This window comes from Dactylosporangium sp. CS-033363 (assembly GCF_050942475.1).
Classification (GTDB): Bacteria; Actinomycetota; Actinomycetes; order Mycobacteriales; family Micromonosporaceae; genus Dactylosporangium.
Genome location: NZ_CP192032.1, coordinates 3,522,290 through 3,536,785, shown reverse-complemented (window position 1 = coordinate 3,536,785; position 14,496 = coordinate 3,522,290). Strand labels below are relative to the sequence as shown.

Genomic DNA, 14,496 nt, shown 5'->3' with positions numbered 1-14,496 from the left:
CACAAACAAACTCAGCTTGTCAAGGGGACACCGCCGTGCGGGCGTCGCGGGGCAGGGTCGGGTCGAGCACCCAGTGCTCGGCGATCGTGGCGCTGTACAGGCGGAACGGGCGCCCCTCCCCCACCTTCTCGGTGGTGAAGGCCGACGCACCCTTGGCCAGGCAGCCGCGGTTGTACGCGTCCAGCGCGTCCTCGTCGATCGCCACGGTCCCGGTCATGTAGACCGCCTTCGCCCCGCCGATCGGCACCGTCGAGTCGAACACCACGAGGCTCACCCGCGGCTGGACGGCGACGTTGCGCGAGTGGCGGGTTTCCGGGTCGGACAGCCAGAGCACCCTCGAGTACCCGTCCAGCGCGTAGAACACCGGCGACACCCACGGCACCCCGTCGCCGTCGGCGGTGCCGAGCACCACGTACCTGTTCTCGTCCAGCATGCCCCGCGCGTATGCGGTCAGGTCGATCCGATCTTCGCCCATCAACCGAGCGTAGCGGCGAGCGGGCCGAGCAGCGCGAGCTTGTCGGCGGCGTCGGTGGCCGGATCCGGGTGATACACGACCAGCACGATCCCGTCCGTGCCGGTGACGAGGAGCTTCTCGCGGTTCAGCGGCAGGTCGCCGACGAGCGGATGGCGGAACGGGACCGTCGCGGCGGTGCGCGGGCGCACGTCGTGGCGGGCCCACAGGCGGCGGAACAGCGGGCTGGCCACCGAGAGCTCGCCGACGAGCTCGATGAGCCTGGGGTCGGAGGCGTCGGCGCCCGCGGCCTCGCGCAGGTGGGCCACCAGCATCGCCGCGCCCGCCTCCCAGTCCGGGAACATCGCCTGCTCGGCCGGGTCCAGCAGCAGGTCGCGCAGCCGGTTGCGGCCGGGCGCCAGACGCGGTGAGAGGGCCTGCGCGAGCGGGTTGGCGGCCAGCACGTCGAGGCGGCGGCCCTCCACGAAGGCGGGCAGCGGGAGCAGGGCCACCAGCTTGGCGGTGCCGGCCGGGACCCGCTCCGGGCGGGGGCGGCGGGCCCGGCGGGGCTTGTCGGCGGCCAGGCCCAGCAGGTACGCGCGGGAGTCGTCGTCCAGGTGCAGCACCCGGGCCAGGGACTCCAGCACCTGCACCGACGGGTGGCGGTCGCGGCCGCGTTCGAGGCGCAGGTAGTAGTCCGCGCTGATGCCGGCGAGCATGGCCACCTCCTCGCGGCGCAGGCCGGGCACGCGGCGGACGCCGGTCACCGGTACGCCCGCCTCCTCCGGCGCGACGAGTTCGCGGCGGGCCCGCAAAAAGGCGCCCAGCTGGTTGTCCTCCATGGGGCAACCGTAGTTCGCCGGACCCCCGGAAGAGGGGGTCCTGGCGGGACCCTGGCTCGTCCGGCGCCCGCGCGTGATGGTGTGAGGCATGACCGAACTCGCACTCATCACCGGCGCCTCCTCCGGGATCGGCCGGGCCTTCGCCGAGCGGCTCGCCGCCGACGGATACGACCTGATCGTCGTCGCGCGGCGGCGGGAGCGCCTCGACGCCCTCGCCGCGGCCCTGCCGACCAAGGTCGAGGTGGCCACCGCCGACCTCGCCACCGACGAGGGCATCGACGCCGTGGCCGCGCTCTGCGCCGACCGGCCGCTCACGATGCTCGTCAACAACGCCGGGGTCGCGCACTACATGCCCCTCGCGCAGCTGCCGGCGGCCAAGGCCCGCGAGCTGATCAGCGTCAAGGTGCTCGCGCCCACGCTGCTGACCCGGGCGGCGCTGCCGGGCATGCTGGAGCGCGGCCGCGGCACCGTCCTCAACGTCGCCGGCATGATCGCGTTCGGCGGGCCGGCGGCGGCGATGCCGGGCTCGGGGCGGGCGGTGTACACGAACACGCTCGCCGGTACCGTCGCCATGACCCAGACGCTCAACACCGAGCTGGCCGGCACCGGGGTCGGCGCGCACGTGGTCTGCCCCGGCATCGTGGCCACCGAGTTCCACGAGGTGCAGGGCATGGACCTGTCCGCGCTGCCGCGGATGGCCCCCGCCGACGTCGTCACCGCCGCCCTGGCCGGGATCCGGCTCGGCGAGGTCGTCAGCGCCCCCGGCGTCGAGGACTACGGGCTGCTGGAGCGGGTGTTCGCGGCCGACATCGCGGCGTTCGGCGGGCAGGCGCCGGCGCTGGCTTCGCGGTACAAGACGGCCTGAGGCTTTCAGAACTTGGGGATGACGGCGGCGAGCGCGCTGACGACGAAGGGGCTCACGATCACCAGCCCGCTGCGCAGCTCGCCGAACGTCGTCTGGTCGATGCCGAGCAGCTTCTCCAGCTTGCTGCGCTCGTCGGCCTTGTCGACCAACTCCTCGATCGGCACCTCGGACAGCGGGAAGTGCCGGTCGACGAAGAGGGCACAGCGGCGGCGCAGGGTGGTCGAGGCGGGCACGTACATCACGCCGACCACGAACGACGCCACCGCGCCGGAGAACAGGACCACCGACGTGGGCAGGTCGGCGCCCCAGCCGGTGGCCGCCCCGTTGACCAGCGTCACCAGCAGCACCAGGAAGCCGAGCTGGTTGAGCAGCCGCGACACCAGCTTGCGCAGGCCGAGCAGGGTGCCCAGCTGCTCGCCGGGGGTGCCGGTGAGCGGGCGGCGGGCGACCCGGTGCACGGCGCCGAGGGTGGCCGCCGACGGCAGCGCGCCGCAGATGGCGATGGCCGAGAGGGCCACCCCGCGGCCGGTCAGGCCCTGCTGGCCGAGGACGTACGGGGTGGCCGCGACCAGGCCGACGGCGACCGCGACGGAGGCGAGCACCAGGTGCAGCACCTGGTACAGCCGGACCCGGTGCAACAGGCCGATGTCCCGCCAGCGGGCCGCGCCGAAGCCGAACGCCTCGCCGCTGGCCGCACCGAGCACGGCGGCCAGGATCGCGAACAGCACCCAGCGCGGCTCGTGCTGGTGCCCGGGGCTGGTCCAGGCGATGAGGGTGCCGAGCACCGCGCCGGCCAGCATGGCGAGCAGGCGCAGCTCGCCGGTGATGGTCTCCTCGGCGTCTTCGAGCTCGGTCACAGGACCTTCGGGGGTGTGTTGCCGGCGGCCTCGATGGCGCGCCGGACCGGTACGAGCAGCAGCATCACCAGACCGGCGACGAAGAAGACCAGCGTCGAGGCGATGGCGATGCGGTAGGTGCCGGTGAGCTGGAAGGCCAGGCCGAACAGCAGGGGGCCGAGCCAGCTGGTGCCGTCGGAGGAGATCTCGTAGAGGCCGAAGTACTCCGCCTCCGAGCCGCGCGGGATCATCTGGCTGAACAGCGAGCGGCTCAGCGCCTGCGAGCCGCCCAGCACGATCCCGATCAGGGCGCCGAGGAGCATGAACAGCACCGGCTGCCGCTCGGGCAGCGGGTAGGCCAGGCCGACCGCGACGCACCAGACGACGAGGCTGGCGGCGATCGTGCGCCAGGCGCCGTACCGCTCGGCGATCCGGCCCAGCATCCAGGCGCCGCCGAACGCCACGAACTGCACGAGCAGGATGGTGGCGATCTGGATCGACTGGTCCAGGTGCAGCTGCTGGTCGGCGTAGATGGTGGCGACCGTGATGACGGTCTGGATGCCGTCGTTGTAGATGAGGTAGGCGGCCAGGAAGAACAGGGTCAGCGGGTACGCCCGCGCGTTCCTCAGGGTGTGCCCGAGCTGCCGGAAGCCGTCGGCGAGCGGGTTGCCGCGGCGGTCCGCGCCGGCCACCGCCGGGAGGTCGCGCAGCTTGGCGATGGCGACGGTGGCGAACACGGCCCACCACACGCCGGCCGAGACGATCGACCAGCGGGCGACCGTGCCGGAGTACCGGTCGTCGAGGCTGAGCAGGGCGCCCAGGTTGATGACGAGCAGGATGCCGCCGCCGATGTAGCCGATGGCCCAGCTGAAGCTCGACACCCGGTCGCGGTCGTCGGGCCCGGCCAGCTGCGGCAGGTAGGAGTTGAAGACCACCTTGGCCGCGCCGTACGCGATGTTGGCGATCAGCAGCAGCGCGGCCCCGAGCAGGTAGCGCTGGCCGGTCAGGAGGACCATCGCGATGACGCTGCCGGCCCCGATGTACGCGAACAGCGCGAGCAGCCGCTTCTTGTGCGAGCTGCGGTCGGCCAGCGCGCCCACCAGCGGCAGGAGCGGGACGGTGAGCAGGACCGAGGCGGAGACGGTGTAGGTGAACAGCGAGCCCGTCGCGACCGGGATGCCCAGGACGGACACGAGCCCGTCGGGACCGGCCGCGCGCTCGGCGATCGTCGTCAGGTAGGGGCCGAGGAAGACGGTGATGACGGTGGCACGGAACGCGGAGATGGCCCAGTCGTACGAGTACCAGCCGATCCGCTCCGAGCGCGTGGCAGCGAGGGCCGGCGCGGTCATGGCCGACATGCTGCCACGCGCCCCGGCGGTTAGGCCAGACGCGCTTGTCGTTCAGTCCAGCCGCGCTTGTCGTTTCAGGCCAGACGCGCGGGGAATCCGCCGGTGGCGATCGGGCCCCAGCGGTCGATCGTGATGCGGATCAGCGACTTGCCCTGGTCGCGCATGGCCTGGCGGTACTCGTCCCAGTCCGGGTGCTCGCCGGAGATGCCGCGGAAGTACTCCACCAGCGGCTCCAGCGCCTCCGGCAGGTCGAGCACCTCGGCGGTGCCGTCGACCTGGACCCAGGCGTCGTTCCACTCGTCGGACAGGACCAGCACCGAGACCCGCGGGTCGCGGCGCAGGTTGGTGACCTTGGCCCGCTCCGGGTAGGTGGAGACGACGATCCGCCCCTGCGAGTCGACGCCGCACGTGACCGGCGAGGCCTGCGGGCGGCCGTCGGCGCGGTTGGTGATGACGATCCCGTGGTGCCGCTTGCCGAGGAACTCCACCAGCGCGGCCATGTCGACGTGGTCGTTCGTCGCGATTTTGCGTGCCATGCCCCCAACCTATCCAGATCTGGCTCTTGGGAGGGAGGCTCTGGCAGTACACCCGGGGCAGAATGACCGGCATGCGTGAACGGCTGATCGACCTGCTCATCGCCGCGGCGGTGACGGCCGCGACGACGTTCCCGGCGATCTGGTACCCGCCGTTCCACCCGGGCGCGGTCGTGCTCGGCCTGTTCGCGTCGGTGCCGCTGATCTGGCGGCGCCGGGCCCCGGTCCTCGTCGCCCTGGTCACCGGCGTCGCCACGACCTGGCTCTCGCTGATCCAGATGCTGCCGGACATGCCGTACGGGCAGCTCGTGGCCACCTACACCTGGGCCGAGCTGGCCTCCCCGGCCTGGCGGATCGCGTCCATCGTGGCCACCACCGCCGGGGTCGTGTTCTCGCTGGTGATGCCCCAGGAGAAGCCGCCGTCGTTCGGGTACGTCGGGCTGATGTTCGTCACCGCCTACGCCCTCGGCGCCGGGGTGCGGGCCCGGCGCGACCGGATCGCGTTCCTGGAGGAGCGCACCCTCCGGCTGGTCGAGGAGCAGGCGGCCGCGGCCGGCAACGAGCGGGCCCGGATCGCGCGGGACATGCACGACGTGCTCGCCCACTCGGTCGGGCTGATGGTGGTGCAGGCCGAGGGCGGGGCGTCGGTCGTGCGGGCCGACGCCGGGCGGGCGGAGGCCGCGTTCGACGCGATCGCCGAGACCGGGCGGGAGGCTCTTGTGCAGCTGCGGCACACGCTGGGCGTGCTGCGGGAGCAGGCGCCGGAGCCGGCGGGGGTGGACGCGATACCGTCGCTGGTGGAGCGGGCGCGGCGGACGGGTCTTGACGTCTCGCTCGACCGGGTTTCGCTGCCGACGGTGGATCCGGTGGTTGGGGCGACGGCGTTCCGGGTGGTGCAGGAGGCGTTGACCAACGTGGTGAAGCATGCGGGGGCTCGGCGGGTTTCGGTCACGTTGTCGTTGTCGGACCGGCTTGATGTTTGCGTGCGGGATGACGGCCGCGGTGGGGACGCCGTTTTCGGGCATGGGCTTCGCGGGATGCTGGAGCGGGTGCAGGCGGTCGGGGGGACGCTGCGGACCGGGCCGCGGGGCGACGGGCCGGGGTTCGAGGTCGTGGCTTCGCTGCCGGTGGGTGGCCGATGACGCTGCGCGTGGTCGTTGCCGACGATCAGGACCTGGTGCGCGGCGGGCTCTGCATGATCCTGGAGTCGCAGCCGGACATCAGCGTGGTCGGGGAGGCCTCGGATGGGGAGCAGGCGGTGGCGCGGGCGCGGCAGACCTCGCCCGACGTGGTGCTCATGGACGTGCGGATGCCGGTGATGGACGGGATCGCGGCGACCCGCGCGATCTGCGCGGCGACCTCGGCCCGGGTGCTGGTGCTCACGACGTTCGACCTGGACGAGTACGTGTACGACGCCCTGCAGGCCGGGGCCAGTGGCTTTCTGCTCAAGGACATGCACCGGACCGAGCTGGTGGCGGCGGTGCGGACGGTCGCGGCCGGGTCGTCGCTGCTGGCGCCGACGGTGACCCAGCGGCTGATCGCGGACGTGCTGCGGCACCGGGCGTTTCGCACGGACGATCGTCTCGGCGCGCTGACCCCGCGCGAGCTCGACATCCTGCGGGAGGTCGCGCGGGGTCAGTCCAACGCCGAGATCGCGGCGGCCCTGTTCGTCACCGAGCACACGGTGAAGACGCACGTCTCCAACCTGCTGGCCAAACTCGGTCTCCGGGACCGGGTGCAGGCCGTGGTGCTCGCCTACGAGTCAGGGCTGGTGCGGCCTTCAGCCTAGTGGCGGTCCCAGGTCCAGCGGTCGTCCCAGGTGGCCTGGTTGCAGGCGCCGGTGAACAGCTGGTTGCCCGTGCTCGACGTGTTGACCCGCAGGCAGAGGCCGCCCTGCCGGTTCTGCAGCCAGTAGTAGTCGATGTCGCCGTTCTGCTTGATCGTCGGCTTCCACTGGTCGTTGAGGCCCGACGTGCTGCAGCCGTACTGGATGACCCGCGTGCCGGTCGTCACGTTGCCCGCCGCGTTGAGGCACTTGCCGGTCTGGCGGTTGAAGATGCGGTAGTAGCCGTTGGTGGTGTCCTGCCAGTACCACTGCTGGTAGAAGTTGCTCGCCGTCCCGCAGTTGCGGATGACCACCGGCGCGCTCTGGTTGGCGTTGTCCACCTTGGCGCACCAGAAGATCCCGCCCCACGGATGGAGCTCGTACGGCCCCTGCGTGGCGGCGAGCGCCGGCGTCTGCGTGACCACGAGCGTCCCGGCCACCGCGGCCAGGGCGACGAGCAGCATGCGAATGAGTCGCATCGATCCCCCGTTTCGTTCGGATTCGAAGCGTCCGAATCTATCGATCTTTCCCCGCCGCTCGCAAGACTTGCCGCGGGCGGTCGTGGTGCCGATCCTTGGGCGCATGTTCATCGAGGTGCCGTTCGCCGGGGTGGGGTCCGGGCGGGCCGAACTGACGTGGGGTCAGCGGGCGATGGTGCAGGCCATGGCGCGGGAGGACTCGTGGCTCCCGATGGGCGGGTGCCGGGCGCTGCCACCTGGGACGACGCTCTCGGAGGTGGCTGCTTCGCTGCGGTACACGATGGAGCGGTGGCAGTCCTTCCGCACGTTGTTCCGTGGGGGGATGCAGGAGGTGGTGGCTTCGGGGGTGGCGCGGTTCGAGGTTGTTGTCTCGTTGGCTTCCGGTTCGGGGGTCTCCGCTTTAGCCGCTTCCGTCGAGGCTCGTTATCGCGCGGCGGCGCCCGATCTGGCCTCCGACTGGCCGATGCGGATGGCCGTCGTCTGCCGGGACGGCGTGCCCGTGGAGATGGTCGCGGTGATGCCGCACCTGGTGACCGACGGGCTGGGGGCGGCCATCATGGTGGACGAGTCCACGCGCCGGGTCCCCACGCCGCCGGTCGGGCTGCAGCCGCTGGACATCGCGGCGTGGCAGCAGGGCCCGCAGGGCGTCCGGCAGCACGCGGGGGCGCGGCGCCATTTCGCGCGGCACGCCGACGGTCTCGAGGGGTTCGCGAGCGTCGTTGCGTCTCCACGGTACCGCAAGTGCCTCCTCGAATCCCCCTCGCTCGCCGCCCGCCTGCCGGTGGCCGCGGCGCGCTTCGGCACCGACGAGTCGACGGTGCTGCTCGCGGCCTATTTCGTGGCCCTGTCCCGGATCTCGGGCCGTTCTCGGCTCGGGGTACGACAAGTGGTGAGCAACCGGTTCCGCGGTGGACTGTCCGATGTGGTCAGTCCGCTCACCCAGCTGGGACTGTGCGTGGTGGACGTGCCGTCGTCGTTCCCGGAGGCGGTGGCGGCGGTGGCCCGGGCGGCGCTGCCCGCTCGCAAGTACGCCTACTACGACCCGCTGGACATCCCGTTGCTGGCGACGCCGTGCTTCAACGACCGGCGGACGGTGTCGACGACCTCGTTCGGGGCGGAACGTGCACCGGGGCCGGGAGTCCTGACGTTCTCGGCGCAGGCCGGTCCTACTGAGCCGCTGTTTTTGCACGTGGATGCGGTACCGGATGGACTGCGGTTGATCTTTGATTTTGACACCGGGTGCTTTTCTGCTGATTCGGTGGCTTTGCTTGCCGGGCTCATTGAGGAGCTTGTGTGACCGATATGTCGGGCGCTGGCGCGCCGCGACATATCGGAAATATACATTATGCTCGATTTTGCGGGAGTGGCTCGCGCTGGACCAGCCAAAACTCTGGGATTCCGGCTCGGCCGGTGTAGGCCGCCACGATGCCGCCGACGATGGCGCTTGTCGTGTCGACGTCGCCGCCGGCCTCGACGCAGGCGCGGATCGCGGCGGGATAGTCGTCCAGGCGGGTCGCGGCCACCCACAGGGCGAACGGGACCGTGTCCTGGGCGAGGACCTGGGAGCCGTTGCCGAGCTCGTACGCGGCCTCGGCCACGCTCGCCTTGAGCAGTCGTCCGGCCCGGCGCACGCCGTCGAGGACGCCGCCGTCGACGAGGTACCCGGTCACGGCGTCGAGCAGTTCGGCGGGCGTGGGGCGGTTGCGGATCAGGCGCGCCCAGCCGGCCTCGGCGGCCGCGACCGCCACGGCGACCGCGCCCAGGATGCCCTCGGGGTGGGCGTGCGTGACCTCGGCCTGGCGCATGGCCTCGAGGGCGGCCGTGCGCGAGTCGCCGGCGTGGAAGGCCCCGAGCGGCGCGACCCGCATCGCCGCGCCGTTGCCCATCGATCCCGCGCCGCCGAACGCGTCCTTGGCGACATCCCGCCACGGCTCGCCGTCCCGGATGCGGTGCAGGATGACGACGGCGCCGCCACCGTACCCGCGGTAGGGTTCGAACCGCCGCGCGAACGCCTCGGCGAGCCGGTCCTGATCGATGCTGCTGCTCCTGCGGAGTTCGTCCACGAGCGTGCAGGCCATCTCGGTGTCGTCGGTCCACGGCCACGCGCCCGCCGGGGACGTGGAGTCGAGCAGGTCGGGCCAGGTCGTGCCCGGTACGAAGAACTGCGCCCCAAGGGCGTCTCCCACACTCAGCCCATCCAGGCTGTCCATACAGCGTCCGAAGTCGGTCATCGCGGAAATTGTCGTACCCCGGGTCTACCGTCTGCCACGTGAATGTTCAGGAGTTCCGGTATCTGGCCCCCTCCACGGCGGGCGCGAGCGGAGTCGACCTGCAGACCAGCGGCGGCCCCGAGGCCAATCCGCGCTTCTTCGCCGGCTTCCTGACCACGCCGCCGGTCGCCGCGGCCGGGCTGCTCGCGGTGGCGGATGTGGCGCGCACGCGGTATTTCCAGCCCCGCGACCCGGCCAGCCTCGACCCCGTCGTCACCGGCAGCGAGGACCGGCTGCGCTTCGAGTCCTTCTCCGGCTGCGGCGGCGTCTACGCCCGCCTCGACATCCTCCCGCCCGGCCTCGACGGCGAGGTGCTCGGCCACGGCACCACCAACGTCGACGTCAACCCGCCGCTGCGCGAGGCGCTGGCCCGCATCGCCGGCCTCGACCCGCTGCACCTGTCGGTCGGCCCCGACGCGCTGACCGCCTCGACACTGGACGGCACGGTCGTGGAGAAGAAGGTGCCGCTCCCGCCCCGCTGGCTGCGCGGCTTCGCCGAGGTCCACGTGCTCGCGTCCGGCTTCGACCTGCGCGCCGAGCTGCCGGCCGCCGAGGCCAACGCCTTCCTGCGCCGCCTGCCCGCCGCCGGCGACCGCTCGACCCTGTGGGCGGTGCCGGCCGGCCGCTCCCTGCGCCTGACCTCCCGCCCGGGGCCGGGTGCGGTGTGCCTCGCCGGGGCCGGACGGCTCGCCGCCTTGAAACCCCTGCTCCGGTACGTCACGGGCCTGCGCGTCTACGGCCCGCCCGCCAAGCCCGGCTCCCCGCCGGTGCCGAGCGCCTGGGAGGTGCACACGCCTGCGCTGCGGCTGACGCTGACCCTGTCACCGGAGGTGCACCGCGGCTTCTCGGGCGAGGGGGCGGCGCTGCTGTCGCTGGCGGCGGACGAGGCCACGGACGACGCGGAGCTGGTCGGGGCGCTGCTCTCCTGGGACCCGACCATCGACATCGCCGCGCTGGCCGACGCCGCGGGGCTTGTGCCGGAGCGGGTGCGGGCGGCGCTGGCGCAGCTCGGGACGGCGGGGCGGGTGGGGTACGACGTGGCGGAGGCGGCCTATTTCCACCGGGTGCTGCCGTACGACGCGGCACGGGCGGAGCGGGACAACCCCCGGCTGGCGGGCGCGCGGGCGCTGGTCGAGGCGGGAGCGGTTGTTCTTGACGGCCCGGCGGCGGCGACGGTGCGCAGCGGCGGCGAGACGTACCGGGTGCGGCGGCTGCCCGACGGGACGCTGACGTGCACGTGTCCCTGGTGGGGCAAGCACCGGGGGAACCGCGGGCCGTGCAAGCACGCGCTGGCGGTGACGATCGCATGAGCGTTGTCGACGCTCTTCGGAAGGGCCCGGCGCCTGTGGTGCTGGCCGCGGTGGCGGTGACGATCGCATGAGCGTTGTCGACGTTCTTCGGACCGGCCAGGTGCCTGTGGTGATGGCGGCGGTGGCGGCGCTGTCCGAGGCCGAGCGGCGGGTCGAGTTCAAGGCCCTGGAGGCGCACGTCAAGCAGGATCGCGAACCCTGGTACGGGCCGGCGAGCATCGCCCTGGCCGTGGCCACGGTCGGCACGGCGCCCTCGGCCGCGGCGGCCGCACGCATGCTGCGGCGCCGGCTGTTCCCCTTCGCGACGGACGCGATCGTGGCGACCGGCCGGGCCCGCGGGGTGCCGTGGCTGGCCGACCTGGGCGCGCGGCTCGACACGGTGTGGCCGGTGGCCGCCACCCTGGTCGAGACCCCGCCGGACGGCGACTGGTTCGTGACGGGCTGGCTCGACGACCTGAACTTCCCCGCCGCGCAGGAGCTGCGGTCCGTGCCGATCGTGGACCGCCTGCGCACCGACCGCTTCCTCGACGCCCTGGTCCCCCGCGTGTTCACGTCGCCCGAGGCGGCCAACCACCTGGTCATCTGGGACCCGCACACCAAGCGCGGCGGCGACCTGGCCATCCCGGCGGCCCTGGCCGCGCTGGCCGGGGAGGGGCGCCTGGACCGCGCCGAGCTGCTGGCCGCGGCGCTGTCCCGGCTGGTGCGCGGCGGCGATCGGCGGCAGGGGACCCGGGCGTTCCTGGCCATGCTGACGGCCCTCTCTCCCACGCCGGCCGAGGTCTCCGCGCACGCCGGCGACTACCTGCGGCTGCTGTCCGGCGGCCCGGTGACGGTGGCCGCGGCCGCGCAGAAGGCCCTGCGCGCCGTGCCGGAGCTCGACCTGGACGCGGTGCTGGATGCGTCGCGGGCCGTGCTGCTCCGGCCGGACAAGGGCCTGGTCAAGACGCAGCGCACCTGGCTGACCGCGCTGGCCCGCGCGTTCCCGGACCGCCGTCCCGAGATCGAGGCGCTGCTGGAGGATCCGGCACCGGCGCTGCCCGTCGCCGTCGCGCTGCCCGCTCCCCCGCCGGTTGCGCCGGCGCCGGCTCCGATCGCCGACCCGGACGAGCTGGCGGAGGAGGTCGCGGCGTTCTACAGCGACCGGCCGTTCTCGGCGCTGCTGCCCCTGGAGCGGATCCTCGACGGCGTCGTACGGCTCGCCGCCACCGACCGGCCCGCCCTGGCCCGCGCGCTGCAGCCGGTCGTGGAGCGGCACCGCGACGGGATGGGCGAGCACCGATGGGACCCGAACTGCCTGTGCGGCACGTTCACCCGGCTGCTGCAGACCGTGATCGACCCCCGCCTGGCCCCGGCGGCGACCTCGGGCTGGGCCTCGCTGCTGACCGCGGCACGGCGGTTCCTGTCGCTGGGCGAGTCCCCGCCGGACCGCCGCATCCCGCCGTTGCAGCGGCTGTTGCGGGCCCGGCTGGCCGAGATCGGGCTGCACCTCGGCTCGGACGCGCTGCCGGCGGGCGGGTTGCTGAGCGCGCCGACCTGGAGCAACGGCGGCCTCGACACCGACGTACTGCTCGCCCGGCTGGCCGCCTTCGGTCCCGGCGACCCGTGGCCATGGGACCTGGCCCAGGCGATGCTGCGCCTCTCACCCGGCCCGGATCTGGGCTCGGCGGCGCGGGCCGAGGTGCTGGGAACACCGGCGGGGGCGAGGCTGGGCGCGTGGCTTCGCAGCGGCGGTCTGCCCGAGCCGGCGTGGCAGGTAGGGGTCAGGCCGCGCCGGCCGAAGAAGCACGGCGGCGACTGGGACTACGAGACGTTGCCGGCCCTGCGCGTCGAGGTGACCACCGCACCGTCGGATGGGGCGGAGACGTTCGGGCTGCTCGGGGTGGCGCCGCCGCCCGTCGGGACCGGGAGCAACGGGTGGCACGTGCTGTGGCCGGGCATGCTGCCATGGCACCGCGGGCTGGTCGCCGCCTTCGCCCTGCCCGACGTGGCCGCGACCGCCGACATGGACCAGCGCGGGGGTGCGGCTGTCCTGCCCCTGCTGGCCGAGACCGACGGCGCTGGCGGACCGGCGCTGGCGATCGCCATCGCGTACGGGTTGACGGCGCGCCACGAGACCGACCGCCTTGCCGCCGTGGATGCGCTCCTGCTGCTGGCCGCCACCGACTCGTTCGACGCGGAGACGGCCGGGCACCATCTGGGGCTGCTCGCGGTGGGTGGGGCTGTGAAAGTCATCCGGGCCGTGGAACCGCTGCGCGATGTGGCCGCCGCCGGGGCGCCGGACGTCGTGTTCCGGGTGCTGGTCGCTGCGCTGCCGGCTCTGCTCGCCGCGCCGACGCCGCCGCGGGGCACGCCTGATCTGCTCGCGATCGCCGCAGACACGGCGGCCGCCGGGCGAGGCGCTACCAACGCCACGAACTTCAGGGACGCGGCCGGTGCGGAAACGGACGCCGCCCGGCCCGACGCGGAAACAGCCGCCGTCCACGCCGGGGCCGCCCTTGGCAGACACGACGCTGCGGGAGGGGTTGCGGTGGCTGGCCGGCCTCGGTTTGGCGCGGGTCACCGCGGGTCGGACGGCGGTCACGGCGAGGGTGGCGGGGAGCGGGCGGAGGAGATCGCCGGGCTTTCGGAAGTCGCGGCGCGGAAGGGGGCGTCGCGCCTCGTTGTTGAGGCGCGACGCCTGGTCGGTGCGCTCGGTGGTGGGGAGCGTCAGAAGTCGTCGTCGAAGGAGACGGTGCCCGTGACGCCTACCTGATACGCCGAGACGCGGCGTTCGAAGAAGTTGGACAGTTCCTGGACGTCCTGGAGTTCCATGAACGCGAAGGGGTTGCGGCTGCCGTAGAGCGGGTCGAGGCCCAGGACGGCCAGGCGGCGGTCCGCCACGTGCTGGAGGTATTCGCGCATGTCGGCGAGGGACAGGCCCGAGATGCCCTGGTCCAGCAGGTCGGCGGCGAACTGGACCTCGCATTCGACGGCCTCGGCGAGCATGTTGCGGACCTCGGCGGCCATGTTGTCGTCGAAGAGGTCCGGTTCCTCCGAGCGGACCGTTTCGACCACGTCGAAGGCGAAGGCCATGTGCATGGACTCGTCGCGGAAGACCCAGTTGGTACCCGAGGCCAGGCCGTGCAGGAGGCCGCGGGAACGGAGGTAGTAGACGTAGGCGAAGGCGCCGTAGAAGAACAGGCCCTCGATGCAGGCGGCGAAGCAGATCAGGTTGAGCAGGAACGCGCGGCGGTCGTCGCGGGTCCGCAGCTCGTGCAGGTCGCCCAGGGAGTCGATCCAGCGGAAGCAGAACTCGGCCTTGCGGCGGATCGACGGGATGTTCACCACGGCCGCGAAGGCCGCGAAGCGCTCGGTTTCGTCGGGGACGTACGTGTCGAGCAGGTTCAGGTAGAACTGGACGTGCACGGCCTCCTCGAAGAGCTGGCGGGAGAGGTACAGCCGGCCCTCGGGGGAGTTGACGTGCTGGTACAGGTTCAGCACGAGGTTGTTGGCGACGATCGTGTCGCCGGTGGCGAAGAAGGCGACCAGCCGGGAGACCAGGTGCCGCTCGGCGGGGGTGAGCCGGGCCAGGTCGGGCAGGTCGCTGTGCAGGTCGACCTCCTCGACGGTCCAGGTGTTCTTGATGGCGTCCTTGAAGCGGTCGAAGAAGTGCGGGTACCGCATCGGCCGCAGCGTCAGGTCCATGCCGGGGTCCAGCAGCATGGGGCGCCGATCGGCGGGGCGCGGTTCGGGGATG

At 72.8% G+C, this 14,496-nt stretch carries 14 protein-coding genes; 6 read left to right on the top strand and 8 right to left on the bottom strand.

The window, feature by feature from the left end:
* Positions 1 to 19: 19 nt before the first annotated feature.
* The gene (locus tag ACQPZ4_RS16390) at positions 20 to 475 is read right to left on the bottom strand and encodes a pyridoxamine 5'-phosphate oxidase family protein (RefSeq protein ID WP_433061352.1); all 456 of its coding nucleotides are present in this window, start codon (positions 473 to 475) and stop codon (positions 20 to 22) included.
* A complete protein-coding gene (locus ACQPZ4_RS16385; protein ID WP_433061350.1) occupies positions 475 to 1,293 on the bottom strand; it encodes a helix-turn-helix transcriptional regulator in 819 nt (272 codons plus the stop codon). Before ACQPZ4_RS16385 ends, ACQPZ4_RS16390 begins: the two co-directional genes overlap by 1 nt.
* Positions 1,294 to 1,381: 88 nt before the next feature.
* Here ACQPZ4_RS16385 and ACQPZ4_RS16380 point away from each other — a divergent pair, with 88 nt between their 5' ends.
* Positions 1,382 to 2,158: an SDR family NAD(P)-dependent oxidoreductase gene (locus tag ACQPZ4_RS16380; protein WP_433061347.1), complete on the top strand. Its 777-nt coding sequence runs from the start codon at positions 1,382 to 1,384 to the stop codon at positions 2,156 to 2,158.
* Between the two features lie 5 nt (positions 2,159 to 2,163).
* Here the strand turns inward: ACQPZ4_RS16380 and ACQPZ4_RS16375 are convergent, their stop codons facing one another.
* From ACQPZ4_RS16375 to ACQPZ4_RS16365, 3 genes are all read right to left on the bottom strand, one after another.
* Positions 2,164 to 3,015, bottom strand: a complete 852-nt coding sequence (locus ACQPZ4_RS16375; protein ID WP_433061344.1) for a hypothetical protein — start codon at positions 3,013 to 3,015, stop codon at positions 2,164 to 2,166.
* Entirely contained in the window at positions 3,012 to 4,352 is a 1,341-nt protein-coding gene (locus tag ACQPZ4_RS16370; RefSeq protein WP_433061341.1) for an MFS transporter, read from the bottom strand. The genes ACQPZ4_RS16375 and ACQPZ4_RS16370 overlap by 4 nt, the downstream gene beginning before the upstream one ends.
* Positions 4,353 to 4,417: 65 nt before the next feature.
* Positions 4,418 to 4,879 (bottom strand): PPOX class F420-dependent oxidoreductase, encoded by a 462-nt coding sequence (locus ACQPZ4_RS16365; RefSeq protein WP_433061338.1) that lies wholly within the window; start codon positions 4,877 to 4,879, stop codon positions 4,418 to 4,420.
* A gap of 71 nt (positions 4,880 to 4,950) precedes the next feature.
* Here ACQPZ4_RS16365 and ACQPZ4_RS16360 point away from each other — a divergent pair, with 71 nt between their 5' ends.
* Positions 4,951 to 6,018, top strand: a complete 1,068-nt coding sequence (locus ACQPZ4_RS16360; protein WP_433061336.1) for a sensor histidine kinase — start codon at positions 4,951 to 4,953, stop codon at positions 6,016 to 6,018.
* Positions 6,015 to 6,665, top strand: a complete 651-nt coding sequence (locus ACQPZ4_RS16355) for a response regulator (protein ID WP_433061333.1) — start codon at positions 6,015 to 6,017, stop codon at positions 6,663 to 6,665. The genes ACQPZ4_RS16360 and ACQPZ4_RS16355 overlap by 4 nt, the downstream gene beginning before the upstream one ends.
* On the opposite strand, the gene ACQPZ4_RS16350 is transcribed toward ACQPZ4_RS16355, so the two are convergent.
* Positions 6,662 to 7,180, bottom strand: a complete 519-nt coding sequence (locus ACQPZ4_RS16350; RefSeq protein WP_433061331.1) for an RICIN domain-containing protein — start codon at positions 7,178 to 7,180, stop codon at positions 6,662 to 6,664. The genes ACQPZ4_RS16355 and ACQPZ4_RS16350 overlap by 4 nt on opposite strands.
* Positions 7,181 to 7,283: 103 nt before the next feature.
* On the opposite strand from ACQPZ4_RS16350, the gene ACQPZ4_RS16345 reads away from it, so the two are divergent.
* Positions 7,284 to 8,477, top strand: a complete 1,194-nt coding sequence (locus ACQPZ4_RS16345; RefSeq protein ID WP_433061328.1) for a hypothetical protein — start codon at positions 7,284 to 7,286, stop codon at positions 8,475 to 8,477.
* A 46-nt stretch (positions 8,478 to 8,523) separates the two neighbouring features.
* On the opposite strand, the gene ACQPZ4_RS16340 is transcribed toward ACQPZ4_RS16345, so the two are convergent.
* On the bottom strand, positions 8,524 to 9,411 hold the full coding sequence (locus ACQPZ4_RS16340; protein WP_433061326.1) for an ADP-ribosylglycohydrolase family protein: 888 nt from the start codon (positions 9,409 to 9,411) through the stop codon (positions 8,524 to 8,526).
* A gap of 38 nt (positions 9,412 to 9,449) precedes the next feature.
* Here ACQPZ4_RS16340 and ACQPZ4_RS16335 point away from each other — a divergent pair, with 38 nt between their 5' ends.
* Positions 9,450 to 10,760 carry an SWIM zinc finger family protein gene (locus tag ACQPZ4_RS16335; RefSeq protein ID WP_433061323.1) on the top strand — a complete coding sequence of 437 codons (1,311 nt, stop codon included), beginning with the start codon at positions 9,450 to 9,452 and terminating at the stop codon, positions 10,758 to 10,760.
* Between the two features lie 67 nt (positions 10,761 to 10,827).
* Positions 10,828 to 13,512, top strand: coding sequence for a hypothetical protein (locus ACQPZ4_RS16330; protein WP_433061320.1), 2,685 nt, complete (start codon positions 10,828 to 10,830; stop codon positions 13,510 to 13,512).
* Here the strand turns inward: ACQPZ4_RS16330 and ACQPZ4_RS16325 are convergent.
* A complete protein-coding gene (locus tag ACQPZ4_RS16325) occupies positions 13,467 to 14,462 on the bottom strand; it encodes a ribonucleotide-diphosphate reductase subunit beta (protein WP_433061317.1) in 996 nt (331 codons plus the stop codon). The genes ACQPZ4_RS16330 and ACQPZ4_RS16325 overlap by 46 nt on opposite strands.
* Positions 14,463 to 14,496: the final 34 nt, after the last annotated feature.

Bases quoted from the DNA above. Each gene is read 5' to 3' on its own strand.
- ACQPZ4_RS16390 (WP_433061352.1), bottom strand. From the start codon at position 475: ATGGGCGAAGATCGGATCGACCTGACCGCATACGCGCGGGGCATGCTG.
- ACQPZ4_RS16385 (WP_433061350.1), bottom strand. From the start codon at position 1,293: ATGGAGGACAACCAGCTGGGCGCCTTTTTGCGGGCCCGCCGCGAACTC.
- ACQPZ4_RS16380 (WP_433061347.1), top strand. From the start codon at position 1,382: ATGACCGAACTCGCACTCATCACCGGCGCCTCCTCCGGGATCGGCCGG.
- ACQPZ4_RS16370 (WP_433061341.1), bottom strand. From the start codon at position 4,352: ATGTCGGCCATGACCGCGCCGGCCCTCGCTGCCACGCGCTCGGAGCGG.
- ACQPZ4_RS16365 (WP_433061338.1), bottom strand. From the start codon at position 4,879: ATGGCACGCAAAATCGCGACGAACGACCACGTCGACATGGCCGCGCTG.
- ACQPZ4_RS16360 (WP_433061336.1), top strand. From the start codon at position 4,951: ATGCGTGAACGGCTGATCGACCTGCTCATCGCCGCGGCGGTGACGGCC.
- ACQPZ4_RS16355 (WP_433061333.1), top strand. From the start codon at position 6,015: ATGACGCTGCGCGTGGTCGTTGCCGACGATCAGGACCTGGTGCGCGGC.
- ACQPZ4_RS16350 (WP_433061331.1), bottom strand. From the start codon at position 7,180: ATGCGACTCATTCGCATGCTGCTCGTCGCCCTGGCCGCGGTGGCCGGG.
- ACQPZ4_RS16345 (WP_433061328.1), top strand. From the start codon at position 7,284: ATGTTCATCGAGGTGCCGTTCGCCGGGGTGGGGTCCGGGCGGGCCGAA.
- ACQPZ4_RS16340 (WP_433061326.1), bottom strand. From the start codon at position 9,411: ATGACCGACTTCGGACGCTGTATGGACAGCCTGGATGGGCTGAGTGTG.
- ACQPZ4_RS16330 (WP_433061320.1), top strand. From the start codon at position 10,828: ATGAGCGTTGTCGACGTTCTTCGGACCGGCCAGGTGCCTGTGGTGATG.
- ACQPZ4_RS16325 (WP_433061317.1), bottom strand. From the start codon at position 14,462: ATGCTGCTGGACCCCGGCATGGACCTGACGCTGCGGCCGATGCGGTAC.